The following is a 26,446-nucleotide window of genomic DNA, read 5'->3' as shown; positions in this document are numbered from 1 at the left end:
AGCGGCTGCAAATGTAAAACCTTTTTTTAAATCACCAAATAAAAATTTAGCTTTTTTTAATCTTACTTTTTCAACAAACTCTTCCAGAACCTCACCAACCCACTCCCTTGTTAGCGGCTGCAAATATACCACTCTTTTTTATTCCTATACAAACTTTTTTTAACCTTTTTTTGAGAAAAATTTAACTTCAAGTTTACTTCTCTGAAAGTATGGCTTTTAACTTCTAAAAAATTGAAACTTAATTTTCAATACTTTTACATATCTTTTCGATAATATCTATAACATGTAATATGGTATAAGAAAAACGTATTGCGCATCTGATAGTTTTCTAATATCTTTGCACTTCTAATAAAAAAATATGATTCAAATAACATTACCAGACGGTTCTAAAAGAGAATTTAAAAGAGGAAGCACTCCAATGGATGTTGCAAAATCTATAAGCGAAGGATTTGCTCGAAATGTAATTTCGGCACAATTTAATGATACTACTATTGAGACTTCAACACCGCTTAATGAGGATGGCAGTTTAATTCTTTATACATTTAATGATACTGAAGGTAAAAAAGCTTTTTGGCACTCTTCGGCTCATGTACTTGCGCAAGCTATTCAACATTTGTATCCAAATGTAAAGTTAACCATAGGACCAGCTATTGAAAATGGCTTTTATTATGATATTGATTTTGGTAATAATATAGTTTCAGAAAAAGATTTTCCAACTATTGAAAAGAAATTCTTAGAATTGGCTAGAGGAAAACATGAATTTAAGATGCGTGAAGTTAGTAAAGCTGATGCACTTTTAAAATATAAAAAAGAAGAAAATCAATATAAGGTAGAGCTAATAGAAAATTTAAATGATGGTGAGATTACTTTTTGTGATCATTCAGACTTTACTGATTTATGTCGTGGAGGACACATTCCCAATACAGGTATTATTAAAGCCGTTAAAGTAATGAGTGCTGCTGGTGCTTATTGGAGAGGAGATGAAAAAAACAATCAATTAACCAGAATTTATGGTGTTTCTTTTCCTAAACAAAAAATGCTTACAGAGTATTTAGAGTTGTTAGAAGAAGCCAAACAGCGCGATCATAGAAAATTAGGAAAAGAATTAGAACTGTTTGCCTTTTCTTCAAAAGTAGGACAAGGATTACCTCTTTGGTTGCCTAAAGGTGCTGCTCTAAGAGATCGATTAGAAAGTTTTTTAAAGAAAGCTCAGAAAAAAGCTGGGTACGAAATGGTAATGACTCCTCATATTGGTCAAAAAGAATTATACGTTACTTCTGGACATTATGAAAAATATGGAGAAGACAGTTTTCAACCTATACACACTCCAAAAGAAGGTGAAGAGTTTTTATTAAAACCTATGAACTGCCCACACCACTGTGAAATTTTTAACCATAAACCTTATTCATATAAAGAATTACCTAAAAGATTTGCCGAATTTGGTACCGTTTATAGATATGAACAAAGTGGAGAGTTACATGGATTGACTCGTGTAAGAGGGTTTACTCAAGACGATGCGCATATTTTTTGCACACCTGACCAATTAGATCAGGAGTTTAAAAATGTAATTGACCTCTCATTGTATGTATTAAACTCTTTAAGTTTTGATAATTTTACAGCGCAAGTATCTTTAAGAGATAAAGAAAATAAAGATAAATATATAGGAAGCGATGAAAATTGGGAAAAGGCTGAAAATGCCATTATAAATGCTGCCAAAGAAAAAGGATTGGATTATGTAATTGAATATGGAGAAGCTGCTTTTTATGGCCCTAAGTTAGATTTTATGGTAAAAGATGCTTTAGGTAGAAGTTGGCAGCTTGGAACTATCCAAGTAGACTACAACTTACCTGAACGATTTGATTTAACTTATAAAGGAGCCGACAACCAATTACACAGACCTGTAATGATTCACCGTGCTCCATTTGGTTCAATGGAAAGATTCATTGCTGTTCTATTAGAACACACAGGTGGAAAATTCCCATTATGGCTAACTCCAGAGCAAGTTATTATATTGCCAATCAGTGAAAAATATCAAAAATATGCTGAAAAAGTTTTAGATTTGTTAGAAAATTCCGAAATTCGCGCCCTTATAGATGACAGAAGTGAAAAAACAGGTAGAAAGATTAGAGATGCTGAGTTAAATAAAATTCCATTTATGTTGATTGTTGGTGAACAAGAAGAAAAAGATGGAATTGTTTCTGTAAGAAAACAAGGAGAAGGAGACATAGGAACATTTTCAATAAATGATTTCGTATCTTTTTTAAATAAAGAAATAAATAGTACATTACAACAATTTTAAGTTTAATTTAAAATCTAAAGTCATAGCAATAAAAAGAAAATCAGGGGGAAGAAAACCTTGGAGAGTAATTAAAGAAGATCAACATAGAATTAATGAAAAAATAACTCATGTTGACGAAGTACGTTTAGTAGGTGATAACGTAGAAATTGGTGTATATCCATTAGCTAAAGCAAAATCACTTGCTAAAGAACAAGAACTAGATTTGGTTGAAATTTCACCAAAAGCGGTACCTCCGGTTTGTAAAATAATAGACTATAAAAAATTTCTATACGAACAAAAAAAGAGAGAAAAAGCCCAAAAAGCTAAAGCATCTAAAGTTGTAGTAAAAGAAATTAGATTTGGTCCAAATACTGATGAGCACGATTTTGAATTTAAAAAGAAACATGCTTTAAAGTTTTTACAAGATGGTGCTAAGTTAAAAGCATTTGTGTTTTTTAAAGGAAGATCTATTATTTATAAAGATCAAGGACATATTTTACTTTTAAGATTAGCTACAGAACTTGAAGAATACGGAAAAGTTGAGCAAATGCCTAAATTAGAAGGTAAACGTATGATTATGTACATTGCTCCAAAAAAGAAATAATACTTCGATTGTTTAAAATAATCAAATTAAAGATTACTTTTGCACTCGAAAAAATATTAAGCAAGATAAAAAAGTAGAAGAAAGATGCCTAAAATGAAAACAAAATCTAGTGCTAAGAAGCGTTTTAAGCTTACTGGTTCTGGAAAAATTAAAAGAAAACACGCTTTCAAAAGTCACATTTTGACTAAGAAAAGTAAAAAACGTAAATTAAAGTTAACTCACGCTGGTTTAGTTCATAAATCAGATGAAGCTAACATTTTACAACAGTTAACTTTAAAATAATAAAGTTACAGGGAATTTAATTATTAACCTTGGAGTAGTGCCAATACAAGTTCAAATATTAGATTTGACGCCTACTACAAAAAAACAAACGAATTATGCCAAGATCAGTAAATTCAGTTGCTTCAAGAGCTAGAAGAAAAAAGATATTGAAGCAAGCAAAAGGTTACTTTGGACGTAGAAAAAACGTTTACACAGTAGCAAAAAATGCGGTTGAAAAAGGAATGCTATATTCTTACAGAGACCGTAAAAACAAAAAAAGAACTTTCCGTGCTTTATGGATTCAACGTATTAACGCTGGAGCTCGTCAGTATGGAATGTCTTACTCACAGTTTATGGGTAAAGTAAAAGCTAATAATATTGAATTGAACCGTAAGGTACTTGCAGATTTAGCGATGAACAATCCAGAAGCTTTTAAGGCAATTGTTGATACCGTAAAATAGATTTTTTAATTTCTTGCTTATATATAAAAAACCCAATCTTTCGATTGGGTTTTTTAGTTGTTTATTTCTCAATTTCCCTTAAACTCTCCATTTTTTTATGTTCCATAAAACTAGTGATAGTTTCAAAATGTTCTTTAACACGTTTATTCCCAAACTCGAAAACCTTTTCAGCTAAACCATCTAAAAAATCTCTATCATGAGATACTAAAATTAATGTACCATCAAAATCTTTCAATGCTTTTTTAATAATATCTTTGGTTCTCATATCTAAATGATTTGTAGGTTCATCTAAAATTAGAACATTTACAGGTTCCAACAATAATTTAATCATTGCCAAACGTGTTTTCTCACCTCCCGAAAGTACTTTAACTTTTTTACTGGTATTGTCTCCACTAAACATAAAGGCGCCTAATAAATCTTTTATTTTTGTTCTAATATCTCCTACTGCTATTTGATCAATGGTTTCAAAAACCGTTAATTCTTCATCTAATAATGATGCTTGATTTTGTGCGAAATAACCAATTTTTGCATTATGTCCTACCTCTAAACTTCCTTCAAAATCTATTTCTCCCATAATTGCTTTAATCATGGTTGATTTTCCTTCTCCATTTTTTCCTACAAATGCAACTTTTTGCCCTCGTTCAATTACCAAATTAGCATTTTTAAAAACTATATGTTGGTCATAGTTTTTAGATAATTCATTTACAACAACAGGATATTGACCACTTCTTGGAGCTGGTGGAAATTTTAATCGTAAAGCCGATGAATCTACCTCATCAACTTCAACCAGTTGTAATTTCTCTAGCATTCTAACTCTGGATTGTACTTGATTAGTTTTTGAATAAGTCCCTTTAAAACGTTCAATAAATTCCATATTTTCAGCAATCATTTTTTGCTGTTCATCATAGGCTTTTTGCTGATGTTCTCTTCTATCTTTTCGCAATTCTAAATAATGGGTATAATTGGCTTTATAATCATAAATTCGCCCCATTGTTACCTCAATAGTTCTATTGGTAATATTATCTACAAAAGCTCTATCGTGTGAAATTACAATGACTGCTTTGGCTGAATTGATTAAGAAATCTTCCAACCATTGCACACTTTCAATGTCGATATGATTGGTGGGTTCATCTAATAAAATTAAATCTGGTTTTTGTAATAAAATTTTAGCCAATTCAATTCTCATTCTCCATCCTCCTGAAAATTCGGAAGTAGCACGAGTAAAGTCTTTACGCTCAAACCCTAATCCCTTTAATACTTTTTCAACTTCGGCTTCATAGTTAATTTCTTCAATAGCATAAAATTTTTCACTTAATTCAGAAACGCGCTCAATCAAAGTCATGTATTCATCACTTTCATAATCTGTTCTAACGGTTAAAGTTTCATTAATTTTATCTATTTCACTCTTCATTTCAAATATTTCAGCAAATGCTTTGGAAGTTTCTTCAAAAACTGTAGCCTCATCTTTTGTCAATAAATGTTGTGGTAAATATGCTATTTTTGTTTCTTTTGGCGCTGAAATATTTCCAGTACTTGGCTTATTTACACCTGCAATTATTTTTAATAGGGTAGATTTTCCAGCCCCATTTTTCCCCATCAAAGCAATTTTATCATTTTCATTTATTGAAAATGATACGTTACTAAATAATGTGGTTCCTCCAAACTGTACTGAAATATCGTTAACTGTAATCATTTTACTAAATTATTTTTGAAAGGCGCAAATATACATGGTTTGATTAACTTATTAATGATGAAATTTTTTGATTTTGACACAAAAAAAGCAAGAATAAAAATATTCTTGCTTTAAATGTTTTGAGAAACAAAAAAATTAAAGTACTTCTCCTAACTCTTTTAACTTTTCTGTATTTTCAGCAAGTTTCAATTCTTCAATAATTTTGTGAATATCACCGTTAATTACATTTTGTAAATCGTATAAGGTTAGCCCAATTCTATGTTCAGTTACACGACCTTGCGGATAGTTGTATGTTCTAATTTTTGCTGAACGATCTCCACTAGCCACCAAAGAATTTCTTTTAGCAGAATCTTCAGCTAATTTTTTCTCCAATTCTTGTTCATATAAACGAGAACGAAGTACTTTCATCGCTTTGTCTTTATTTTTATGTTGCGATTTTTGATCTTGACATTGCGCTACCAATCCAGTAGGAATATGAGTTAAACGAACTGCAGAATAAGTCGTATTTACAGATTGCCCCCCTGGACCTGAAGCACAGAAATAATCTACCCGAATATCACTAGGTTTTAGCTCCACATCAAACTCTTCAGCTTCTGGCAATACCATTACTGTAGCAGCTGAAGTATGAACACGTCCTTGAGTTTCGGTTTGTGGCACACGTTGCACACGATGAACACCAGATTCAAACTTCATATCACCGTAAACATCAGTTCCTGAAACACTAAAAATAATTTCTTTAAATCCTCCAGAAGTTCCTTCACTAATATCTTCAACTTCTGTTCTCCAACCTTTATCTGAACAGTATTTTGTATACATTCTATACAAATCACCTGCAAAAATACTTGCCTCATCACCTCCAGTACCAGCTCTAATTTCAACAATGACATTTTTAGCATCTTCAGGGTCTTTTGGAATAAGCATAAATTTTATTTTTTCCTCTAACTGAGGAATTTTTTCGTTAGCCTCTTCCAATTCCATTTTAGCCATCTCTGTCATCTCTTCGTCTGATCCATCGGCTATAATTTCTTTTGCTTCTTCAATATTACTTAACAACCGTTCGTATTCGTTAATAACATCTATTACCGTACTTAAATCTTTGTATTCTTTATTGATGGCGATATAACGTTTTTGATCCGAAATAATATCTGGCTGGATAATTAAATCGGAAACTTCATCAAATCGTTGTTTTACTATTCTTAACTTATCTAACATGTATTTTTTTAATTGGAATGCAAATTTACAATAATTTCTTGAGAATTATCAATTCAATATTTGTACCTTTATCAAATTAGTATTAAACTATCTATGAAAAAGATTCGGTTATTTTTGAAATATTATCAATCAATAGCTATAATCCCAAGTATTGCAACACTGTTTTTTAGTTTTCAAATAAAAAGTTTGGGAATTAGCTTTTTAATTGCTGCGGTATTTTCAAAATTGTTTATTTTAATCATGATTTGGTTTCTTGAATGGATGAACAATCGGAAAAAAGAAAACTTATATTTTTATTTTAATAGTGGAATAACTCAAATTCAATTATACACTAGTACTTTTTTAATAGATACTATTATTTTATTTATATTTACATTTATAGTTTTATGGATTTTTTAGAAATTGATAGTGTAGAAATATCATTTAAGAATAAACCAATTTTAAATGGAATTTACTTAAAAGCTGAACAAGGAACTGTTACTGGAATTTTAGGGAATAATGGTTGTGGTAAAAGCACATTGCTTCGAATTATTTTTGGAGAATTACAACCTTCTTTTAAATCTTTAAGAATAAATGGAAAACGATTTTCTAAACCTTTTTTAACCTCTAATGAAGTAAAATACTTGCCTCAGTTTCATTTTATCCCTAAATCAATGACAGTCCAGAATGCATTTTATCATTCTAATATTGATATAAATAACTTTTACACACTTTTCCCTGAACTTATTAACTTAAAAAATCAGAAATTCAAATTACTTTCAGGTGGAGAAAAAAGAATCATTGAAACCTTTTTAATATTAAAATCAAATGCAAAATTTATTTTGCTCGATGAGCCTTTTTCACATATAGCTCCAGTGTATATTAATCGTATTATAAATTTAATACATAAAGAAAAACAACATAAAGCGATTATTGTTACCGATCATATGCATAAATATATTATTGATATAACTGATACATTATATTTATTAAAAGATGGTTGGTCTAAAGAAATCAAAAACTTAAGTGATTTAGAATTATATAGGTATCTGAATTTTTAATACTCAAAAACTCCATATTCACTTTTAATGGTCAACTTTTTAGTTTCAGAAGCTTCTACCCTACCTATAATTTGAGCATTTACATTAAAACTTTTAGAAATAGCTATTAAATCATCTGCTATTTCAGGCGAAACATACAATTCCATACGGTGTCCACAGTTAAATACTTGATACATTTCTTTCCAATCCGTTTTACTTTGCTCTTGAATTAATTTAAAAAGCGGCGGTATCGGAAACATGTTGTTTTTAATAATATGTAAATTGTCAACAAAATGAAGAATTTTTGTTTGTGCTCCACCACTACAATGCACCATTCCATGAATATCTTTTGAAGTATATTTTTCCAATATTTTTTTTATGATTGGTGCATAAGTTCTTGTTGGGGAAAGAACTAATTTTCCTGCATCAATTGGAGCGTTTTCTACAGAATCAGTTAATTTCATTTCTCCTGAATACACTAAATCTTCAGGAACTGCTGTATCAAAACTTTCTGGGTATTTTTTTGCTAAATACTTATTAAAAACATCGTGACGAGCTGAAGTTAATCCGTTAGACCCCATTCCTCCATTATATCCATTTTCATAAGTTGCTTGACCAAAAGATTCTAAACCAACAATTACATCACCCGGTTTAATATTTGCATTATCGATAACATCCGTTCTTTTCATACGGGCAGTTACGGTAGAATCTACAATTATAGTTCTCACCAAATCTCCAACATCAGCTGTTTCACCTCCAGTTGAATGAATTTCAACTCCAAATTCTTTTAAATCACTCAACAACTCTTCAGAGCCATTAATAATTGCAGAAATTACCTCTCCTGGAATTACATTTTTATTTCTCCCAATTGTAGAAGAAAGCATAATATTATTGGTAGCACCAACACATAATAAATCATCAATATTCATAATCAATGCATCTTGAGCGATGCCTTTCCATACAGAAATGTCTCCAGTTTCTTTCCAATACATATAAGCTAATGACGATTTTGTTCCTGCTCCATCTGCGTGCATTATTAAACAATAATTTTCATCTCCTGTTAAATAGTCTGGTACAATTTTACAAAATGCTTTTGGAAACAATCCTTTATCAACATTTTTTATAGCATTATGTACATCTTCTTTTGATGCTGACACTCCTCTTTGACTGTACCTTTTACTTATTTCTGAACTCATTAGTGTGTTGTTATATTGTTTTGCAAAAGTAATTTTTAATTTTCAATTAATGAAACATAAAAAAACTGAATCAACCATTTGCATTTTAATAAAAAATAAAAAATCCTGCTATTATGCAGGATTTTTGTTTTTGATTTTAAAAGTTATCTTGTAAATAGTAACTCTCTATATTTAGTTAATGGCCATAATTCATCATCAATCATCAACTCCAGTTTATCACAGTGATATCTGATTTCTTCAAAAAACGGTTTTACTTTAAAGCAATAAGCATCTGCCTTTTTTACTGCATCTTCAATATTATTTGCTTTTTTACGAGCATCAATCATAGCGTCAACTTTAGCATGTATTACTTCAATATGCTCAGATATTTTCTTTATTAATTTGATTTGTTCTCCAGCTTGTTTTTCAAAATCTTTTCCAAAAATATCCTTCAATCCCACTACATTTTCAATAAGCATATTTTGATAACGAACAGCCGTTGGAATTACATGGTTACCTGCAATATCTCCTAAAACACGAGATTCTATTTGAATACGCTTCGTATATTCTTCAATCTCAATTTCATAACGAGCTTCAACCTCTACCGGACTCATTACATTCATTTCATCAAATAAAGCAATGGTTTTTTTAGAAATTCTAGCTTTTAAAGCTTCTGGTGTGGTTTTATTATTGCTAAGCCCACGTTTTTTTGCTTCTTTTTCCCAAGCTTCACCATAACCATTACCTTCAAACAATACATTTCTTGATGCTTTAATATACTCTCTAAGTACATTAAAAATAGCTTCATCCTTCTTTAAATCTTTAGTTTCAATTAGCACATCAACTTCACCTTTAAATTCTTTTAATTGTTTGGCTACAATCGTATTTAAAACGGTCATTGGATTTGCACAGTTTGCGGTTGATCCAACTGCTCTAAATTCAAACTTATTACCAGTAAATGCAAATGGAGAAGTTCTATTTCTATCGGTATTATCTAACAATACGTCTGGAATTTTACCAACAACATTTAATTTAAGATCAGTTTTTTCTTTCGGAGAAAGTTTTCCATTAGTTACGCCTTCTAATTCAGCTAAAACTTTTGTTAATTGTTCTCCTATAAAAACTGAAATAATTGCTGGTGGAGCCTCATTTGCTCCTAATCTATGATCATTACTAGACGAAGCAATAGCTGCTCTTAACAACTCTTCATTATCGTACACTGCCTTTATTGTGTTGATAAAGAATGTTAAAAATTGAAGATTGCTCATTGGAGTTTTACCTGGTGCTAATAAATTTATTCCAGTATTTGTTGATAATGACCAGTTATTATGCTTTCCTGAACCATTTACTCCTGCAAATGGTTTTTCATGTAGTAATACTTTTAAATTATGACGTGACGCCACTTTCCCCATAACATCCATCAATAAAGAGTTATGGTCTACTGCTAAATTAGACTCTTCATAAATTGGCGCTAATTCAAACTGATTAGGAGCTACCTCATTATGACGAGTTTTTACCGGAATACCCAAAAGCATACATTCAGTTTCTAAATCTCTCATATAATTTAAAGCTCTACTTGGAATAGACCCAAAATAATGATCGTCTAACTGCTGCCCTTTTGCAGGAGAGTGTCCTAAAAGAGTTCTTCCTGTTAAAGTAATATCTGGCCTGCTATTAGCTAACGCTTTATCAATTAAAAAGTATTCTTGCTCCCATCCTAAAGATGAAGTCACTTTTTTTACATTTTTATCAAAATATTTACAAACTGCTGTTGCAGCGTCATCTACTGCGTGCAAGGCTCTTAATAAAGGTGTTTTATAATCTAATGCCTCACCTGTGTATGATACAAATACCGTTGGAATACATAAAGTTGTTCCATAAATATATGCTGGTGATGTTGGATCCCAAGCAGTATAACCACGTGCTTCAAAGGTATTTCTAATTCCTCCATTTGGGAAACTTGAAGCATCTGGTTCTTGTTGAACTAGCTGACTTCCTCCAAATTTTTCAATTGCCATACCATCTCCAATAGTTTCAAAAAAAGCATCATGCTTTTCTGCAGTTGCTCCTGTTAATGGCTGAAACCAATGTGTGTAGTGTGTAACTCCTTTAGACAATGCCCATTCTTTCATAGAAGAAGCCACTTGGTCTGCTATTTTACGGTCAATCTTTGTCCCATGTTTTACTGCATTTATCACACCTTTAAATGCTTCCTTAGTCAAATATTGACGCATGGTGTTTTCATTAAATACATTCAATCCAAAAAGTTCTGATCTTCTAGTATCTTCAACAACTTTAATTGGTTTTCTATTTGAAGCTTCCTTTAAAGCTTGAAATCTAATTTTAGACATTTTAATTAATTTAGAATTAATACACTATTTTTAACAGTGCAAATCTAACTTAAAAATGATTTAAAAAAAAATTACCCCCTAAAAAAATAGGGGTAATGTTTAAATATTTTGGATTTTGTTAATAACCACCTCTATTTTTAGATGATTATTACTTTTAAACTACAATTTTTTAAATTTTCAAAATTAATAAAACATCTTAAAAACAAATATAGCATATAAGGCTCCTAAAATTAAACCTTCTTTCCAACCCAATTTCATTTTGGTCGGTACAAAATTAAGTGGTAAAACCAACAATGAAATAGCTAACATCCAAAAAATATCATTCGATAATAATCCACTATCTGTAATTTTTATAGGAGTAATAATTGATGTCAACCCAAGTACAGCTAGAATATTAAATACATTTGATCCTATTAAATTTCCTAAAGAAATTGCTTTTTCTTTTTTTAAGACTGCAATTACTGATGCTGCTAATTCTGGAATACTTGTTCCAATAGAGACCACAGTAACCCCAATTATTCGCTCACTAACATTAAAGTTTTCAGCCAAACCAACAGCACCATTTATTAACAATTCTGAACCAGCCCATAATCCTACTCCTCCAATTACCAAAAAAAGTACATCTTTATATAATGGTAATTCTACATCATCCTCGGGCAATTCGTCAACAACTGCAGGCTTTTGAAATTTTAATAAATAAATTAAAAATATTATCAAAAAAGAAAATAGTATAATTCCTTCATAGCGCTGTAACTCACCATCAAAAACAATAAACCCATATAATAATAAAGAAGCTATCATCATTACCGGCCAATCTGTTTTATAAAAACTCTTTTCTACACTTATTGTAGAAAGTATAATGGTAATTGCTAACACCAAACCTAAATTTGCAATATTTGAGCCTATAACATTTCCAAAGGCAATATCTGCATGTCCTTCTAAAGCTGATTTTACGCTCACAATTAATTCAGGTGCAGATGTTGCAAAAGATACAACAGTCATTCCAATCACAATTTTTGGAATTTGCAAACGCAATGAAAAACCTACTGCAGATTTTAACAACCAGTTTCCTCCTAAAATTAAAAACACCAACCCAATAACAATCAAAAGTAAATTCATCAAATAATATTTTTTGCAAATATATAAGATTTTAAAAGGCTACAACAATATTAAACTAATTTGAAAAACTTAAGGTTTTGTTAAATAACTATTTTTATAGTTGCACAACTAATTTAATAGTTTATATTTGATGAAAAATATTAGTCATGGATAAACTAACTAACAAAGAAGAGGAAATAATACACGTTTTATGGAAGCTAAAAAAGGCATTTGTAAAAGAAGTTGTTGCTGAGTTACCTAAACCTAAACCACACTACAATACCGTATCAACTGTTATAAGAAAAATGGAAGACAAAGGTTTTATTAAGCATGAGACTTTTGGAAATACTCATAGGTACTACCCTGCCATTTCAAAAGAAGACTATAGAAAAAGATTCTTTTCAACAGCAATTCAAAATTATTTTGAAGATTCTTATAAAAATGTAGTTTCTTTTTTTGCTAAAGAAGAAAAAATTAGTGCTGATGAACTTAGGGAAATTATAAAAATTATTGAAAGTAAAAAATAAATATTATGGATTATTTACTTAAAGCCAGCGGATTGGTAATTTTATTATTTTTATTTTACCAACTTTTTTTAAAAAATGAAACCTTTTTTAAATCCATAAGATCCTATTTTTTAATTGGTTTACTAATTGTAATATCACTGCCATTAATTGAAGTACCTATTTACGTTGAGTATGTTGCTAATCAGTTTAACAATATAGAATTTGTTGAAACTTCTAATCAAATTGTAAAAGATCCACAAATAAATTGGATCTTCATAATTAGCAGTATATACTTAATAGGTGTACTCTTTTTTTTACTTAAGTTTTTATTTCAATTAATTTCTTTAGGCTATTTAATAGCAAAACATCCTGCTGTAAAAGAAGATAAATATTATTTTATTGAAACTTCTAAAAACATTTCACCATTTTCATTTTTCAATATTATTATTTTTAATAATGAAAAATTTACTTCTGAAGAATTAGAGCAAATAATAAACCATGAAAAAGCCCATGCCATACAATGGCACTCGCTTGATACACTGCTTGCTCATATTTTAGTAATTGTATTATGGTTCAACCCTTTTGTTTGGCTTTTTAAAAAAGCTGTAGAACAAAATTTAGAATATTTAGCAGATAAATATGCATTAGAATTAGCTGAAAATCATAAACTCTATCAATTTACCTTACTAAAAACAAGTCAGATATCCTATTGTGCTGACATTACAAATAATTTTTACAATTCATTAATTAAAAAACGAATCATTATGCTACACAAAAACCCATCCACTAATAGAAACCAATGGAAATACGCTTTATTAATTCCGTTGTTAACAGCGTTTGTATTTATATTCAATACCAAAACAATTGCTCAAGAAAAAAAACTAGTACAACTTGAAGAAGTTAACAAACTTAAAGTTGAATTAGTTATAGATAAAAATTCAAAAGAAGAGACTTTAAAAAAAGAACAAACATTTTTCGAAAAAGAGTTCAATGTTAATTTAACTTTTAAAGGAATTAAAAGAAATTCGGAAGGAGAAATTACAGCAATTAAAATTACAGCCAAATCTAAAGGAAGTCAAGCCAATTATTCCATTTCTGGAGACACTCCTATTAATCCTATTAAAATTTCTTACGATTCAGAAAACGATGATTTGCAGATTGGCAACGGAAAAATGATTCACCAAAAAGGTTATGCATATAAAATTCAAGAAAATGGTAACACCCAGATAACAAAACATAAAAATAACAAAGGAAATTATGTCGTAGTAACCTCTGACGGAGAAAATGTTAAACTACATTCTAAAGATGACAATGTAGTAGTTGAAACAGAAAAAATTGTGATTAGAAAAAAAGGGGATAAAACTTGGGTTGACAAAAATGAAAATAAAGAAATTAAGGTAGAAGTCATCAAATCTAAAGATGGTAATGAAGTTGTAAAAATCATTGAAGAGGTTAATGAAGACAATGCCAGTGAACAAATTTATATTATCGAAACTGACGATGAAAAAGGGAAAAACTATAAAGTTACTAAAAAAGAAAACTTTGTATTCATAGGTGACAATGAAAAAGAGCCTTTAATTTATATTGATGGGAAAGAAGCATCAAAAAAAGAAATGGATAAACTTGCCCCTAATAAAATTAAAAAAATTGAAGTATTAAAAGGAGAATCAGCCACAGAAAAATACGGTAAAAAAGCAAAAGATGGTGTTATTTTAATAACTACTAAGAATTAATTATTTATGAAAAAATGCTTCATACTGTTTACTTTATTTTTTATTAGTTTCATAAATTACGCTCAAACAATTTCTGGAACTATTTATAACAAAACTACAAATGAAGTCTTACCTGGAGCATCTATATATTTAAATGGAACCACTATTGGAGATGTTAGTGATTTTAATGGTTATTTTGAATTAAATTTAGCTAAAATTACTAACACTCCATTAATTATAAGCTATACAGGTTTTAAAACTATTTTAATTGCATCAAAAGACCTTTCTAAAAAACTTAAAATATATTTAGAAGAAGAAACTCAACAACTTAATGAAGTAATTATATCACCCGATAAATGGAGCAGAAAAAAAAAGTTGCAAATATTTAAAAATGAATTTTTGGGTACATCTGAAAATGCAAAATATTGTACCATTGAAAATGAAAAAGATATACAACTTATGTACAATGATGCAACCAAAACTCTTTCGGCATATTGTAACCAACCAATTATTATAAAAAATAAATTTTTAGGCTACCAAATAAACTATAATTTAACAGAATTTGAAGTCAAATTTCACACAAGCTTAAATGGCTTTAGACTTATTAAAAGTGTTTATAACGAGGGGTATAGCTTTTTTAAAAATTTACGAAAAAAAGTAACATCTAAAACAATCAAAAATAGAAAAAAAGCATATAATGGATCTTCTATCCACTTTATGAAATCTTTAGCAAATAAACGTTTAACTGAAAATAAGTTTGAAATCTATTATAAAAGTTGGCCAACGCTACCTTATAAATATTTTACACTACATACTCAAAATGGATTAACCAAAGTAAATGTTAACGTTGAAAGTTTAGACATACTTTACAACAAAACTGACCAATCTAAAATACAATTTCAATTAAAAAATGGGAGTGGTGTTTTTTATATTGATAAAAATGGTAACCATATGCCACCTAAGGCAATCTCTTGGGCTGGTAATTTATCCTTAAAAAGAATCTCTGATATGCTTCCCCTCGATTATGATTTAACAAAAAAGCAATAACCATAACAATTTAAAATTCTAAAGAGTTAAAATTATTAATAGTTACAAACTTAAAAATAATCAAATTGATCTTTTTTACTAGCTTTTATAATCAAAATTCCATTACTTTAAAAAAATACAGATAAAACCCCCTTTACTTACTTACTATTTAAAACTTAAAACACATTTTAAATTACTATTTAAAACTTATTTGTAGAATAAAAGTAACAACAACAAATCATTTTTATTATTTAATTTCAAATTGAAAGTCAAATTGATAAATTCTTATTAAAATATTTGTAACATAGGATAAAATTATCATATCTTAAAATTAGAATTAATTCAACAACTAATTTATTAACCTTTAAAACTTAAAATATGATAACAATTTTTATGGTAATTATTCAATTAATACTTAATTTAATTAGCTATCTAATTTAATAGTTCCTTTTTTAAAATTCTATTTATAACAATCGATTGTTTTTACAGAAAAGATTCCAAGTTTTGTGGAATTTTTTTTATTCTGTACTTTTACTTAATGAAAAAAGAACTTTTTAAATTTTTAGCTAAAGTTAATAAAGCAACACTTCCAAGCTTTACGAAAAAAAGATTAGATATGGCCAAAGCTAAAAAATGGCAACTTGCTATTATTGGATGGCGATATTTTGTTACAAAAAATAGTTTGTAAATAATTAAAAAATATTATATTTGCACCCTCAAAACGGCCTCGTGGCGCAACTGAATAGCGCATCTGATTACGGCTCAGAAGGTTACAGGTTTGAATCCTGTCGAGGTCACTTTTAAAGCTCTTAAAGAGTTCTAAATCCCTGCAATTTCTAAATTTGTAGGGATTTGTCGTTTTTATACAATCATTTAATTTGATGCTAAATGATCACGAATCAATTCATACCAATTTAGCATTCCTTTATCGATACAATTCCATAGATTTTTTTATCGCTTTTTCTAGGATATTTGATTTAGCCATGGCTTCGTTGAAATTTCTTCTTTTCCATTTTTAAAATTACGTAGCAAATTGTTAGTTGAATGGTTGTTGTTTTGCTATTTAGTTAAATGTAAGCATAAATTTTATGAGGTGTTGTAATGCATTTAATTAAAATATATTGGGAAAGCGTATCCTCCCCAGTATTCAGTATTTAGTCCTTTATATTTTGATGGAATAAAAGTTACTATCTCATTAAATATTCTTTCTATTTCAAATTTTAGTTCATCTGGTTTGTCTTTTATAGCTTTAATTTCAAATTTTCCATTTTTATTAATGTTGAATATTAATAAGATTTTTTGGTTTTTATAATTTTTTATAACCTTTGATTTTTTACTTTCTTTTAAAAATAGCGATGTTAATTTTGGATTTAATTTTGAGTCTATATTTATAGGTAGTTCTTTGTCTTTAAAAATGAATTTAGGTTCAGAGTCAACATCCTCCTTAAACATAAATTCACTATATTCAATTTGTCCACAATATTTTAGGACTAATTCTCGTGCTCCATAATCTTTAAGTTTATATCCTTTTTGCCAAAGTTTACAAGCTTTGCTTTTATTATTTAATCTTAATTCTGTTGCTGCTAAATTGAATAAAACATCTTTATTCAGAGAGTCAATTTTAAGTGCTTTTTCAAATAGTTCATTAGCTTTTATAATATTATTATTTTGAAATTCCTCTGAACCTAATTCAATAAGTTTGTTTATTTCACTCTCCTGTGAAAAAATAAGGTTTGATGTAATTAAAATAAGTATTAAAATCTTTTTCATAAATGTGTTACAACTTGTTACATTCTTATACCATAACATTTACCCCTATTTTTATTAAAGAATAAGTGTTTTTTATGGTGCAATTTTTGTTTGTTAAATATACTCATTTTAAGGTTTAGAATTATTCTATTTTAGTGAATCCAACAATTTTGGTTATACATTATTACTTGCTGTACTTTTATTTTTCCAGTTTTCAAATGTCATTTCAAATTTTATTTCTCCTTTTCCGTGAGTTCCAACTTTTTTCCAACCCGATTTTCTATAAAAAATTTCTGCTCTTGTGTTAGGTGCAGTTCCTAACCAAACATTTTTAGAAGTTTTATTAAAGTACCAATTTAACATCAAGTCATGCAATTGTCTTCCAATTCCTTGTTTATCATGGTTAGGGTGTACAAATAGTGCCCAAATATTATTTTCTTTTAAGTCCACTATTGAAAATCCAACAATTTGATTGTCAATTTCACACACCCAACCTTTTCCTCTTTTTGTAATAAATTCCAAACAATCAGCATCAGTTACTAATTCAGGATTTGACAGTGTATTTTCGGTTACAGAATTTCTTACTACTTGAATCTGTTTTATATCGGCTTTATTTGCTTCTCTAAAAGTCATTTTTATTTAAATTTTAATCTTCAACTATGCTTTGTATTATATTGATATAGGTTTAATCTTATGTTTGTTAATTTTCAATTTGTTTGATTTTAGTGCTTTATCTCGCATTACACTTATACAATGTAGCTACAGTTTTTTTATTTTTTCAATGGCAAAATTCAGCTGAGTATCTTTATTGTTTATAAAGTCTTCATAAGACTGACCAATTTTAAAATCGGGTATAACACCATCACCAAATTTTTCATCTGGCAATTCTTTAACATCTTGTTTAAGGTCAACAACTGAAAATGTTAATAGAAATTTTGAGTTTGGAAGTTCGTAAGTCATTGGCATATGTCCTGTATGACCGTAATATCCACCCATTGTTTCTTCCCCAATGATTATTGGATCTTCATCACTTTTCATCCAACTCGAGAAATGTGAACCTGCTGAAGCTACAAACGGGTCAATCAACAAAACGATCTCTCCTTGAAAAGCATTTGTGTTAGGCTTCCACACTTCATTAAACTTAGGAGTTTGATAGTATTTATTGTTATTGAATACAGCATGTGTTTCTTTAAAGAAATTTGTTAAATCTTCAACGTCATCATAGATGTAATATTCTTGAAAAGGGATCTCTTGAAATAATGTGTATGCTGAAATATTTTCCTGAAACGTTCTTTGTGTTAAATATGAATAAAGAAGCAATATGTTTATACCATTTCCCCCACCGTTTCCGCGAATGTCAACAATTAGGTTTTTTACTTCTTGGTTTTTAATTGTTACGAATACAGAATCTAAAAAAGCAGCATATTTTTTATGTCCTTCCGTTTCTAATTCGCCCATTGCAAAGGATTTAACAGTTAAAAATCCTGTTTTTACACTATCTATAAATTTATAGGAGTATTCTTTATTGTTCTGAACTTCTAATTTTTTAGAGTGCCTGTTATTAAAATTTTCATAAAAGTCGGAATAGGTAGTGCTTTTAACTTTTATCTTTTCGATTTCGTTGGAGTTATATTGTTTGTATTCAATAGTGTATTCTTCTTGTTTTCCTAATGCAAAGTAAATGTATGACGGTAAATAATCTGTTTCAACCCACTTGTATTTCCCCGATTTATTATAACCGTCTGTACTTCTGTATTTTGAAACTTGTCCTAAAAAACTTTTTGCCTTTATGTTGTTAACAGAGATTATTTCGCTTCCAAGAGGAATGTTTTCGTATGCGAGATTTGTAAATAACTTTCCGTCAATATATTTTAAAGGAATTGGAAAAAATATTTTCTCTTTGCTTAAACTATCAAATAGCGAATTTGAGAAATCGAGATGGTTGTGACAACTGCCTGTATAGTCAATTACATTCCATAATAGATTATAAAATTCTCTGTATGATAAACTGTCTGTTATTTTTGCCTTATTTTCTTTAAAAACACTGTCAATTTGGTGCTTTGAGCGATACTTGTAAAGCCCGGCATTTGCTTTTTGATAAATGGCTTCAAATGTGTTAAAGTCTTTAAGTATTTCTTGTTTTGATAAGGATTTATTCTCTTTTAAGTTTTGATTTTTATTTCCGTTTTTACAAGAAATCAATAAAATTAAACTTGATAGAATGGTAAGCTTTATAATAATTTTCATTGCTTTGTTTGTTAAAATTGTAGTTAACTTTTTATATACTTATAGCATATACGTTTATTCTTTTAACTTAAAATAAATGTACTTTTTATGTTTATGCTTTGATGTTGCAATTTTTGGGTTGTTAAATTTAGCTATTTTACAATTAAGAGCCAATTTATTTTATAAGACTAAGCACTTTTGGTTATATCTTGGTGGTTAATTATTTATTCAAAATCCAAACAATCATATTTTTAAACTTCAAAAGAGTAATAAATAACATTTGAATTAAAAGATTCCTATAAATTAGCTTTTCACCATGACAATGTTTAGTGTCAAACTCAAAATAAGTACGGGTTTACCATTCCGTTAATATTTATTAAATTTAGATGTTTAAATCACTCCATTAACCAAATATATAAATTGTAATTAATAGTTTTCAATCTTGAATAAATGTTACATAAATTTAAATATCAGGTATAAAAAAACAGAAATACTCCCTGTTTGCTTTTTTCACCATTTAACATAGAGTGATAACCATTTATATCATTTTTAAAAACTTTGTGTTTCTTGCATAAATAACAACTTACATCTATGGTTGTTTTGGAAACATCTATTCCTACACTTTCTTGATAATTTTTCATACTTATTTATTAAAATTATGTCGCATAAACTATTTCTTTTAATGGGTTCTGATAACCTAGTATTCCAATTGGTTCTAAGAAAAGAGAACTAGTACGTCTAATTAGCCTATTATCTTAAAGACTGTTTTAGTTCTCCTCTTTTCTTCTCTAATTTAATGAATGCTAAATAAAGAAGACCATTGGCAACAATAATGAATGACTTTAAAACTGAAAACTAAAATTTAGATTAGATGCATTTTTGATGTATATTTACATCAAAATAAAAATTATGGCAAGACAAAGTATTTCATTTACTGAACCAAATGATGATTGGTTAAAAGCTCAAATTGAAAGTAAAGAATATTCAAGTAAAAGTGAATTAGTTAATGATTTGATTAGACAAGCAAGGCAACAACAAGCTCAAATAGATTGGATTAGCTCTAAACTGGAAAGAGCTGAAAAAAGTGGATTCACTTCTGATTCTAAAAAGCAAATTTTAGTTCAATCAAAATCTTTATTGAATGGCTAATTATAGGCTGAGTAATACAGCAAAAAAGATTTAATAAGAATTCATCATTACAGAATAAGAACATTTGGAGAAACACAAGCAGATGACTATTTTAATTTCTTTTTTGAATATTTTGATAGGATTTCAAAAAGTCCGTATTCATTTGAATCAGTTGATTATATTAGAATAGGATATAGAAAATGTGTTTGTGGTTCAGATTCAATTTATTTTAAGATAAATGAGAATGATAAAGTTGTTGAGATTATAGCAATAATTAGACGTCAAGATTTGAAAAATCTGTTATAAAAATTATAGTTGCCAACACCACACAAAAAAAACTTCATTCACTAAATTAAAATATTTCTAAACCTTAAAATGAGTATATTTAACAAGCAAAAAATTACAAAAACCAAATCACAACTTTGGTTCTACTAAACCATAGCCAATTAAGAAAATGAACATAGAACTTCTTTTTAAAAAATTAGAACAATCATATTCTTCTCTTACCAAAGAATGTCAAAATGAATTCATTAAAAATTGTGAGATTAAAACTTTTAGAAAAGGAGAAGTTGTCGTACGAGAAGGTCAGTATTCTAAAAAGGCTTATTTAATTATAAATGGTTGTGCAAGAGCATACTATTTAAAAGATGGGAAAGACATATCAGACTGGTTCACTTTTGAAAATCAATTTATGGCTTCCATAGTAAGTTTTTTTAGCAAAGCACCTAGTCCTCATTATGTAGAGTTTGTAGAAGATTCAATGGCTCTTGAGTTTTCACAAGATACAGTTGAGAATCTCTCAAATAAGTATCATGATTTTGAACGGTTTATTAGTAAAGTTGTTACTGAAACTATGTTAGGTCTTTGTGAAAGATTGCATACCATCCAATTTTCTAAAGCAGAAGAAAGATATCAAAGCTTAATAAGTCTTTACCCTGACATTACACAAAGAATAGCTCTAACACATATTGCTTCATATTTAGGCATTACACTTGAAACGCTAAGCAGAATTCGCAACTCTAAAGTTCGAATTTGATTTATATCAAATGAAGATACTTCCATTAATCTGATCTTTGTATTAAAAGTTAAACAAATGGAAGAAAAAAAAACTATCAATAAATCAATTTGGGGAAAATGGTGGACATCTTTTAGAAAATGGTTCTACCCTGCTTGGCTTGTTTACGAAACAACCATTCGTTTCTACGAATATTCTTTATCTACCTATCAATATTTTTTGCTACAAGAACAATATTTTGGTTCAGAAATATCCCAATTAATAGCAATACTGGCTAGTAGTCTAACATTTGCTATATGCTTCTTTTTTTTGACAGTCCCAGCTTCCTTTGCGTTGTTTAAATATTTTAACACAAAAAAATTAGCACCTAATTTATTAATAGAACAAAAAGTAAAAACCTATTTCTAAACATATGAAAAAGATATTGGTTATTAATGGACATCCTGATAAAGAAAGTTACAATTATGCACTATCTAATTCTTACATTAAAGGTGCTTTAACCACTAAAGCAACAGTTAAAACAATAAATATCCAAGAGCTAAACTTTAATCTAAATTTAGAGTTCGGATATAGAAAAAGAACTGAATTAGAACCCGACCTTAAGGAAGCTCAGGAAAAATTAAAATGGGCAAACCATATTGTTTGGGTTTATCCCATTTGGTGGGGCTCGGTACCAGCTATTATGAAAGGTTTTTTAGACAGGGTATTACTTCCTGGATTTGCGTTTCAAAAACGACAAAATTCGCTTTGGTGGGATAAGCTATTTATTTCTAAAACATCAAGAATAATTTGCACACTAGACCAGCCAAGTTGGTACTATAAGTGGTTTTATGGAAATCCCAGTCACAACGCTATGAAAAAGTTAACATTAAAATTCATTGGAGTTAAGTCTGTTAAAATAACAACTATAGGTCCTATTAGACTCTCAAAAGATAAATTCCGGACAAAATGGCTAAAAAAGGTTGAAAAACTAGGAGAAAAGAACGCATAAAATAAAAACTAGGAGGTTTTGGTTATTAAAATAACATCATAAAATGAAAAACATATCAATTATTGGAGGAGGAATTGGTGGGTTAACCACAGCACTGTGCTTTGAAAAATTAGGCATAGAATATACTCTTTATGAAAAAGTAAATAAATTAAAAACAGTTGGGGCAGGAATATGGCTTTCACCAAACGCACTACAAGTTCTAGAATGGATTAACCCCAGCCTATTGCATAGCATACAACGTTCGGGAAATTCATTTAATAAAATTTTATTAACAAACCACAAACTACAGCCTATCCGAGACTCAAGTCAAGACTTTGTAAAAGATATGTTCGGCTACACCACATTAGCCATACATCGAGGGGTGTTACAGAAAATACTCTATTCCTTTATTAATAATAAAGCAAATATACAATTGAACAAGGGATTTGAATCGTATTTCCAAAACAGTGACCACTCATATACAATTAATTTTCACGATCAATCTACTCAGATAACCAATGTGATAATAGGTGCAGATGGAATTAACTCCAAGGTGAGACAACAAATATTTCCTAAAAGTAAACTTCGATATTCCGGACAAACCTGTTGGCGTGGAGTAGCTGACTTTGAGCTTGATAATAATCTGGTCTCTGCCGGATTTACACTTTGGGGCAAAAAACTTCAGTTTGGCGTTTCCAAACTGGAAAATGGAAAAACCTACTGGTTTGCCGTAATGCTAAGTGAACCCAATCTACAAGAGAATAGAGAAACTGTTAAAACTAAACTAATTGAATTGTTTTCTCAGCACCATCCTATTGTAACCACGTTAATACAAAACACTTCCGCCAACAAAATAATACGAGGCGATTTATCAGACCTAGAATGGATGAACAAATGGCATACCAACACCATTTGCTTAATTGGAGATGCTGCACATGCCATGACACCAGATTTAGGACAAGGTGGTGCACAGGCAATGGAAGATGCATTTTACCTATCCAATCTCATCCATCAATCAAACGCCTTTGATGTTGCATTCAACAATTTTTACAACCTTAGAAAAACGAAAGTAAAAAAGCTTGTGGAGCAATCACGATTAACCTCCAAAATGGCCATTACCAATAAACCATTGGAGTTACTTAGAAATATCATTTTGAAATATTCACCAGAAAAGGTTTTACAGAAACAAATGATAGAAACCTATACTATTGATAAAACTATATGTGGAGTATGAAAATAAGCAACGGAAGAGTTTTAATTTTTTTGGGTGTGGTACATTCTTTATTAGGTACATCACCCTATGTATTTGGCAAACAGTTTACAGGGTTTGCCCATAAATTCTATTTTAGAATAAGTGAAGGGCTCTATGAGCTTCCAATACTAAACAGTCAAATGAATTATGAAAACTTTTTCGCATTTTGGTTTTGTTATTTTGGACTATTACTTATTCCTTTAGGTTTTTTGGTTGAAGAAATAAAACAAAATTCACTCACCTAACCTCATAATAAAGATGACAACAAAAGACAGAAAAACAGATATTATTTTAGGAAGCCTTTTTTTAATCCTCACAGTGGGTTTCATTGTGTTGGCAATGACTAATAAGCTATTTTTTGATTGGGTTTTTGAACGCCACCATAATCAATGGAGTTGGTATTTAAGACCATTGTTTTTAGTTCCGTTCTGCTATTTTGCTTTTAGAAAAAAGTTTTCTGGTATGATGATTTCAATCTTCGCCCTGTTTACCAGTATGTTTTGGTTTCCAAAACCCGAAATTGTAAGTAAAAGCGTAGTAGAATTTTTAGAATTTGAGAAAGAATACCTTTACGGGCAATGGAATACGGAAAAAATATTGCTAACCTTAACCATTCCAATTTCATTTATAACACTAGGGCTAGCCTTTTGGAAGCGCAGCTTAGTGCTTGGAGTAGCTGTAATCGGTTTAATGGCTACAGGGAAAATGGTATGGAGTATTGAAAATGCAGGTGAATCTGGAAAATCAATTTTAATTCCCGCAATTGCTGGACTATTCATTTGTTGTGGCATTATATACTACGGATTTAAAAGATTAACAAAAAAATAACTATGAATTATTTTAAACCTTTTTTACTACTCGCCATTTTAGTATTACCCTATTTGGCTCAAGGACAACAAGCACTAGATACATTGGTTACACAATCTAATAAAAACAAGCTAAAAATAAAAGAAATTATACTTCCTGCTTCAATAATTTTGGTCGGGTCAGCCCTATCGGGCAGCCGACTTGAAAAAAAGCTTAAAAACAGCCTCCACGATGGTACCGTAAGAGAAATTGATTTTACGCTCCCCATAGATGATATAATTCAATATGTACCCATCGTAGAGTTGTACACCGCAGATTTACTCAAAATAAAATCTAAAAATCATTGGTTTGATCAAACCAAATACTTAGCTATTGCTAATATAATTACTGCAAGCCTTACACATACTGGAAAAAGATTATTCAATAAACAACGCCCTGATGGGTCTAATCATGCTTTCCCTTCAGGGCACACCTCCTTCTCTTTTACAAATGCTAGTGTTTTGTATGAGGAATTTAAAGACACAGCTACAATATTTGCATATAGTGGTTATGCCCTTACATCTTTGGTTGGCAGTCTTCGTGTTGTAAACAACAAACATTGGATATCAGATGTATTGGTAGGAGCTGGTTTGGGAATTTTAGTTACAAAATTAGTTTATCACTTCGAACCTTTAAAAAACTGGAATCCCTTTAAAAAGTATGATAATATTATACTTATTCCCAACATTAATACACAACAAATTGGAATGTACTTTAAAGTTAAATTTTAACCATAATTCTCATGAAAACAAAAATTAAAATCATAGGCATAATTCTTATCCTTGTCCTAAGTTTAGGATTACTTTACCTTTTTACATATGTGCCGAAACTATCCGGCAGACATGGAGTGGTAGAAGCAAAATTGTATTTAGGTAAAGCTAACAAACAGCCCTTGTTTGTGGGTTTTGGAGGTGGAGATGGAGGTAACGATTGGTCAAGAAGCTATTTAAAGAGTAAACGCGATAGTTTAAATCAAAAAGGCTATGCCGTTTTGGCCATTGGCTATTTTAAGACAAATGGAACTCCAAAATATTTGGACAGAATTTCACTTGACGCAATAAGAGATACTATTTTATCAATTGCAAAACATTCAAAAATTGATGAGACAAAAATAATTTTGTTCGGTGGCTCCCGTGGAGGCGAGTTGGTTTTAAATTTAGCTAGTAGATATAACGAATTTAAAGGTGTAATAGCAGCATCTACTTCTCATGTTAGTTTTCCGGCCTTAACATTATATGCAAACACATCTTCTTGGACATATAAAAGCAAAGAAATTCCATATGTGCCTGCTCCATTGAAAACAATTTCACCAGCAATTAAAGGCGATTTATATACTGCTTATAGTATGATGCTAGAAGATAAACAAGCAGTAAAAAGAGCGGAAATAGCAGTCGAAAATATTAATGGGCCTATTTTGATTATATCAGGAAAGGATGATGACCAATGGCCAGCTACAGAAATGTCACAAAAAATAATAGAAAGATTAAATGCTAATAATTTCAAACACTATAAAAAACACGTTATATTAAATGGAGGACATATTGAACCATTAAAACAATTTAATTTAGTGTACAAATTTTTAGATAAACATATGAAAGTAGACAACGTAAGTCATTAATCATTGTACTTTCCTTAAATAGGTTGATTAAAATTCAATAATTTAAATAGCACTTCAATAAAATAAATGATATTATTAAAAGTTAAATTATTATCGATGCTAATTGAGGTGTAAACTATGGAGATTATGTAAAATTCATCAATTTATTTGAATTTGTATTCAGTAAATTGAGAAATGAATTATCAGAGCAAAAGTTCAAAAAACAATTTGAGAATTTAACAGAAAGTGAAAAAAAATAATAGAAAA

At 29.5% G+C, this 26,446-nt stretch carries 27 protein-coding genes and 1 tRNA gene; 20 read left to right on the top strand and 8 right to left on the bottom strand.

Going from position 1 to position 26,446, the window contains the following annotated elements:
- Positions 1 to 358 precede the first annotated feature (358 nt).
- From thrS to rplT, 4 genes are all read left to right on the top strand, one after another.
- Complete coding sequence (gene thrS / locus ACFQZW_RS02395; RefSeq protein ID WP_298263388.1) at positions 359 to 2,299, top strand: threonine--tRNA ligase; 1,941 nt, start codon at positions 359 to 361, stop codon at positions 2,297 to 2,299.
- 67 nt (positions 2,300 to 2,366) lie between these two features.
- On the top strand, positions 2,367 to 2,882 hold the full coding sequence (gene infC, locus ACFQZW_RS02390) for a translation initiation factor IF-3 (protein WP_298263779.1): 516 nt from the start codon (positions 2,367 to 2,369) through the stop codon (positions 2,880 to 2,882).
- Positions 2,883 to 2,966: 84 nt separating this feature from the next.
- The gene (gene rpmI / locus ACFQZW_RS02385; protein ID WP_298263390.1) at positions 2,967 to 3,164 is read left to right on the top strand and encodes a 50S ribosomal protein L35; all 198 of its coding nucleotides are present in this window, start codon (positions 2,967 to 2,969) and stop codon (positions 3,162 to 3,164) included.
- A 95-nt stretch (positions 3,165 to 3,259) separates the two neighbouring features.
- Positions 3,260 to 3,604, top strand: coding sequence for a 50S ribosomal protein L20 (rplT, locus tag ACFQZW_RS02380; protein WP_298263391.1), 345 nt, complete (start codon positions 3,260 to 3,262; stop codon positions 3,602 to 3,604).
- A gap of 61 nt (positions 3,605 to 3,665) precedes the next feature.
- On the opposite strand, the gene ACFQZW_RS02375 is transcribed toward rplT, so the two are convergent.
- Both ACFQZW_RS02375 and prfA read right to left on the bottom strand, forming a co-directional pair.
- Positions 3,666 to 5,297, bottom strand: coding sequence for an ABC-F family ATP-binding cassette domain-containing protein (locus ACFQZW_RS02375; protein WP_298288144.1), 1,632 nt, complete (start codon positions 5,295 to 5,297; stop codon positions 3,666 to 3,668).
- A 135-nt stretch (positions 5,298 to 5,432) separates the two neighbouring features.
- Positions 5,433 to 6,509: a peptide chain release factor 1 gene (gene prfA, locus ACFQZW_RS02370; protein ID WP_298263399.1), complete on the bottom strand. Its 1,077-nt coding sequence runs from the start codon at positions 6,507 to 6,509 to the stop codon at positions 5,433 to 5,435.
- Positions 6,510 to 6,895: 386 nt separating this feature from the next.
- On the opposite strand from prfA, the gene ACFQZW_RS02365 reads away from it, so the two are divergent.
- Positions 6,896 to 7,549 (top strand): ATP-binding cassette domain-containing protein, encoded by a 654-nt coding sequence (locus ACFQZW_RS02365; protein ID WP_386781409.1) that lies wholly within the window; start codon positions 6,896 to 6,898, stop codon positions 7,547 to 7,549.
- On the opposite strand, the gene ACFQZW_RS02360 is transcribed toward ACFQZW_RS02365, so the two are convergent.
- From ACFQZW_RS02360 to ACFQZW_RS02350, 3 genes are all read right to left on the bottom strand, one after another.
- Entirely contained in the window at positions 7,546 to 8,724 is a 1,179-nt protein-coding gene (locus tag ACFQZW_RS02360; protein ID WP_386781408.1) for an AIR synthase related protein, read from the bottom strand. The genes ACFQZW_RS02365 and ACFQZW_RS02360 overlap by 4 nt on opposite strands.
- 143 nt (positions 8,725 to 8,867) lie before the next feature.
- Positions 8,868 to 11,054, bottom strand: a complete 2,187-nt coding sequence (locus ACFQZW_RS02355; RefSeq protein WP_298263403.1) for a glutamine synthetase III family protein — start codon at positions 11,052 to 11,054, stop codon at positions 8,868 to 8,870.
- Between the two features lie 183 nt (positions 11,055 to 11,237).
- Positions 11,238 to 12,176: a calcium/sodium antiporter gene (locus tag ACFQZW_RS02350; protein ID WP_386781407.1), complete on the bottom strand. Its 939-nt coding sequence runs from the start codon at positions 12,174 to 12,176 to the stop codon at positions 11,238 to 11,240.
- Between the two features lie 143 nt (positions 12,177 to 12,319).
- Between ACFQZW_RS02350 and ACFQZW_RS02345 the strand changes: the two genes are divergently transcribed.
- The 5 genes from ACFQZW_RS02345 (at position 12,320) to ACFQZW_RS02325 (ending at position 16,193) form a co-directional block, all read left to right on the top strand.
- Positions 12,320 to 12,679, top strand: coding sequence for a BlaI/MecI/CopY family transcriptional regulator (locus ACFQZW_RS02345; RefSeq protein ID WP_298263407.1), 360 nt, complete (start codon positions 12,320 to 12,322; stop codon positions 12,677 to 12,679).
- Positions 12,680 to 12,684: 5 nt separating this feature from the next.
- Positions 12,685 to 14,391 (top strand): M56 family metallopeptidase, encoded by a 1,707-nt coding sequence (locus ACFQZW_RS02340; RefSeq protein ID WP_386781406.1) that lies wholly within the window; start codon positions 12,685 to 12,687, stop codon positions 14,389 to 14,391.
- 6 nt (positions 14,392 to 14,397) lie between these two features.
- Complete coding sequence (locus ACFQZW_RS02335) at positions 14,398 to 15,417, top strand: carboxypeptidase-like regulatory domain-containing protein (RefSeq protein ID WP_298263410.1); 1,020 nt, start codon at positions 14,398 to 14,400, stop codon at positions 15,415 to 15,417.
- Between the two features lie 517 nt (positions 15,418 to 15,934).
- Positions 15,935 to 16,084 (top strand): SsrA-binding protein, encoded by a 150-nt coding sequence (locus ACFQZW_RS02330; protein ID WP_298263411.1) that lies wholly within the window; start codon positions 15,935 to 15,937, stop codon positions 16,082 to 16,084.
- A gap of 35 nt (positions 16,085 to 16,119) precedes the next feature.
- A tRNA-Arg gene (locus ACFQZW_RS02325) sits at positions 16,120 to 16,193 on the top strand.
- Between the two features lie 310 nt (positions 16,194 to 16,503).
- On the opposite strand, the gene ACFQZW_RS02320 is transcribed toward ACFQZW_RS02325, so the two are convergent.
- The 3 genes from ACFQZW_RS02320 to ACFQZW_RS02310 all read right to left on the bottom strand — a co-directional run bounded on the left by ACFQZW_RS02320 (position 16,504) and on the right by ACFQZW_RS02310 (position 19,392).
- On the bottom strand, positions 16,504 to 17,166 hold the full coding sequence (locus ACFQZW_RS02320) for a tetratricopeptide repeat protein (RefSeq protein ID WP_298263412.1): 663 nt from the start codon (positions 17,164 to 17,166) through the stop codon (positions 16,504 to 16,506).
- 153 nt (positions 17,167 to 17,319) lie between these two features.
- A complete protein-coding gene (locus ACFQZW_RS02315; protein ID WP_298263413.1) occupies positions 17,320 to 17,778 on the bottom strand; it encodes a GNAT family N-acetyltransferase in 459 nt (152 codons plus the stop codon).
- Positions 17,779 to 17,904: 126 nt separating this feature from the next.
- On the bottom strand, positions 17,905 to 19,392 hold the full coding sequence (locus tag ACFQZW_RS02310) for a S41 family peptidase (RefSeq protein WP_386781405.1): 1,488 nt from the start codon (positions 19,390 to 19,392) through the stop codon (positions 17,905 to 17,907).
- Between the two features lie 888 nt (positions 19,393 to 20,280).
- On the opposite strand from ACFQZW_RS02310, the gene ACFQZW_RS02305 reads away from it, so the two are divergent.
- The 10 genes from ACFQZW_RS02305 to ACFQZW_RS02260 all read left to right on the top strand — a co-directional run bounded on the left by ACFQZW_RS02305 (position 20,281) and on the right by ACFQZW_RS02260 (position 26,200).
- Positions 20,281 to 20,520, top strand: a complete 240-nt coding sequence (locus ACFQZW_RS02305) for a ribbon-helix-helix domain-containing protein (RefSeq protein WP_386781404.1) — start codon at positions 20,281 to 20,283, stop codon at positions 20,518 to 20,520.
- A gap of 33 nt (positions 20,521 to 20,553) precedes the next feature.
- Positions 20,554 to 20,805: a type II toxin-antitoxin system RelE/ParE family toxin gene (locus ACFQZW_RS02300; RefSeq protein WP_386781411.1), complete on the top strand. Its 252-nt coding sequence runs from the start codon at positions 20,554 to 20,556 to the stop codon at positions 20,803 to 20,805.
- 148 nt (positions 20,806 to 20,953) lie between these two features.
- Positions 20,954 to 21,535, top strand: a complete 582-nt coding sequence (locus ACFQZW_RS02295) for a Crp/Fnr family transcriptional regulator (protein ID WP_298263418.1) — start codon at positions 20,954 to 20,956, stop codon at positions 21,533 to 21,535.
- Between the two features lie 57 nt (positions 21,536 to 21,592).
- Positions 21,593 to 21,922, top strand: coding sequence for a hypothetical protein (locus ACFQZW_RS02290; RefSeq protein WP_298263419.1), 330 nt, complete (start codon positions 21,593 to 21,595; stop codon positions 21,920 to 21,922).
- 4 nt (positions 21,923 to 21,926) lie between these two features.
- A complete protein-coding gene (locus ACFQZW_RS02285) occupies positions 21,927 to 22,505 on the top strand; it encodes an NAD(P)H-dependent oxidoreductase (RefSeq protein WP_386781403.1) in 579 nt (192 codons plus the stop codon).
- A 43-nt stretch (positions 22,506 to 22,548) separates the two neighbouring features.
- Positions 22,549 to 23,718, top strand: a complete 1,170-nt coding sequence (locus ACFQZW_RS02280; protein ID WP_298263422.1) for an FAD-dependent monooxygenase — start codon at positions 22,549 to 22,551, stop codon at positions 23,716 to 23,718.
- A complete protein-coding gene (locus ACFQZW_RS02275; protein ID WP_298263423.1) occupies positions 23,715 to 23,981 on the top strand; it encodes a hypothetical protein in 267 nt (88 codons plus the stop codon). Before ACFQZW_RS02280 ends, ACFQZW_RS02275 begins: the two co-directional genes overlap by 4 nt.
- A gap of 13 nt (positions 23,982 to 23,994) precedes the next feature.
- Positions 23,995 to 24,564: a hypothetical protein gene (locus ACFQZW_RS02270; protein ID WP_298263425.1), complete on the top strand. Its 570-nt coding sequence runs from the start codon at positions 23,995 to 23,997 to the stop codon at positions 24,562 to 24,564.
- 2 nt (positions 24,565 to 24,566) lie between these two features.
- Entirely contained in the window at positions 24,567 to 25,313 is a 747-nt protein-coding gene (locus tag ACFQZW_RS02265; RefSeq protein ID WP_386781402.1) for a phosphatase PAP2 family protein, read from the top strand.
- An 89-nt stretch (positions 25,314 to 25,402) separates the two neighbouring features.
- Positions 25,403 to 26,200 carry an alpha/beta hydrolase family protein gene (locus tag ACFQZW_RS02260; protein WP_372801156.1) on the top strand — a complete coding sequence of 266 codons (798 nt, stop codon included), beginning with the start codon at positions 25,403 to 25,405 and terminating at the stop codon, positions 26,198 to 26,200.
- Positions 26,201 to 26,446 lie beyond the last annotated feature (246 nt).

The sequence above is a fragment of the Lutibacter aestuarii genome, assembly GCF_042676885.1.
Lineage (GTDB): Bacteria > Bacteroidota > Bacteroidia > Flavobacteriales > Flavobacteriaceae > Lutibacter > Lutibacter aestuarii.
This window is presented reverse-complemented; position numbering and strand designations above follow the sequence as displayed.

Bases quoted from the DNA above. Each gene is read 5' to 3' on its own strand.
- thrS (WP_298263388.1), top strand. From the start codon at position 359: ATGATTCAAATAACATTACCAGACGGTTCTAAAAGAGAATTTAAAAGA.
- rpmI (WP_298263390.1), top strand. From the start codon at position 2,967: ATGCCTAAAATGAAAACAAAATCTAGTGCTAAGAAGCGTTTTAAGCTT.
- rplT (WP_298263391.1), top strand. From the start codon at position 3,260: ATGCCAAGATCAGTAAATTCAGTTGCTTCAAGAGCTAGAAGAAAAAAG.
- ACFQZW_RS02375 (WP_298288144.1), bottom strand. From the start codon at position 5,297: ATGATTACAGTTAACGATATTTCAGTACAGTTTGGAGGAACCACATTA.
- prfA (WP_298263399.1), bottom strand. From the start codon at position 6,509: ATGTTAGATAAGTTAAGAATAGTAAAACAACGATTTGATGAAGTTTCC.
- ACFQZW_RS02365 (WP_386781409.1), top strand. From the start codon at position 6,896: ATGGATTTTTTAGAAATTGATAGTGTAGAAATATCATTTAAGAATAAA.
- ACFQZW_RS02360 (WP_386781408.1), bottom strand. From the start codon at position 8,724: ATGAGTTCAGAAATAAGTAAAAGGTACAGTCAAAGAGGAGTGTCAGCA.
- ACFQZW_RS02355 (WP_298263403.1), bottom strand. From the start codon at position 11,054: ATGTCTAAAATTAGATTTCAAGCTTTAAAGGAAGCTTCAAATAGAAAA.
- ACFQZW_RS02345 (WP_298263407.1), top strand. From the start codon at position 12,320: ATGGATAAACTAACTAACAAAGAAGAGGAAATAATACACGTTTTATGG.
- ACFQZW_RS02340 (WP_386781406.1), top strand. From the start codon at position 12,685: ATGGATTATTTACTTAAAGCCAGCGGATTGGTAATTTTATTATTTTTA.
- ACFQZW_RS02335 (WP_298263410.1), top strand. From the start codon at position 14,398: ATGAAAAAATGCTTCATACTGTTTACTTTATTTTTTATTAGTTTCATA.
- ACFQZW_RS02330 (WP_298263411.1), top strand. From the start codon at position 15,935: ATGAAAAAAGAACTTTTTAAATTTTTAGCTAAAGTTAATAAAGCAACA.
- ACFQZW_RS02320 (WP_298263412.1), bottom strand. From the start codon at position 17,166: ATGAAAAAGATTTTAATACTTATTTTAATTACATCAAACCTTATTTTT.
- ACFQZW_RS02315 (WP_298263413.1), bottom strand. From the start codon at position 17,778: ATGACTTTTAGAGAAGCAAATAAAGCCGATATAAAACAGATTCAAGTA.
- ACFQZW_RS02310 (WP_386781405.1), bottom strand. From the start codon at position 19,392: ATGAAAATTATTATAAAGCTTACCATTCTATCAAGTTTAATTTTATTG.
- ACFQZW_RS02305 (WP_386781404.1), top strand. From the start codon at position 20,281: ATGGCAAGACAAAGTATTTCATTTACTGAACCAAATGATGATTGGTTA.
- ACFQZW_RS02295 (WP_298263418.1), top strand. From the start codon at position 20,954: ATGAACATAGAACTTCTTTTTAAAAAATTAGAACAATCATATTCTTCT.
- ACFQZW_RS02290 (WP_298263419.1), top strand. From the start codon at position 21,593: ATGGAAGAAAAAAAAACTATCAATAAATCAATTTGGGGAAAATGGTGG.
- ACFQZW_RS02285 (WP_386781403.1), top strand. From the start codon at position 21,927: ATGAAAAAGATATTGGTTATTAATGGACATCCTGATAAAGAAAGTTAC.
- ACFQZW_RS02280 (WP_298263422.1), top strand. From the start codon at position 22,549: ATGAAAAACATATCAATTATTGGAGGAGGAATTGGTGGGTTAACCACA.
- ACFQZW_RS02275 (WP_298263423.1), top strand. From the start codon at position 23,715: ATGAAAATAAGCAACGGAAGAGTTTTAATTTTTTTGGGTGTGGTACAT.
- ACFQZW_RS02270 (WP_298263425.1), top strand. From the start codon at position 23,995: ATGACAACAAAAGACAGAAAAACAGATATTATTTTAGGAAGCCTTTTT.
- ACFQZW_RS02265 (WP_386781402.1), top strand. From the start codon at position 24,567: ATGAATTATTTTAAACCTTTTTTACTACTCGCCATTTTAGTATTACCC.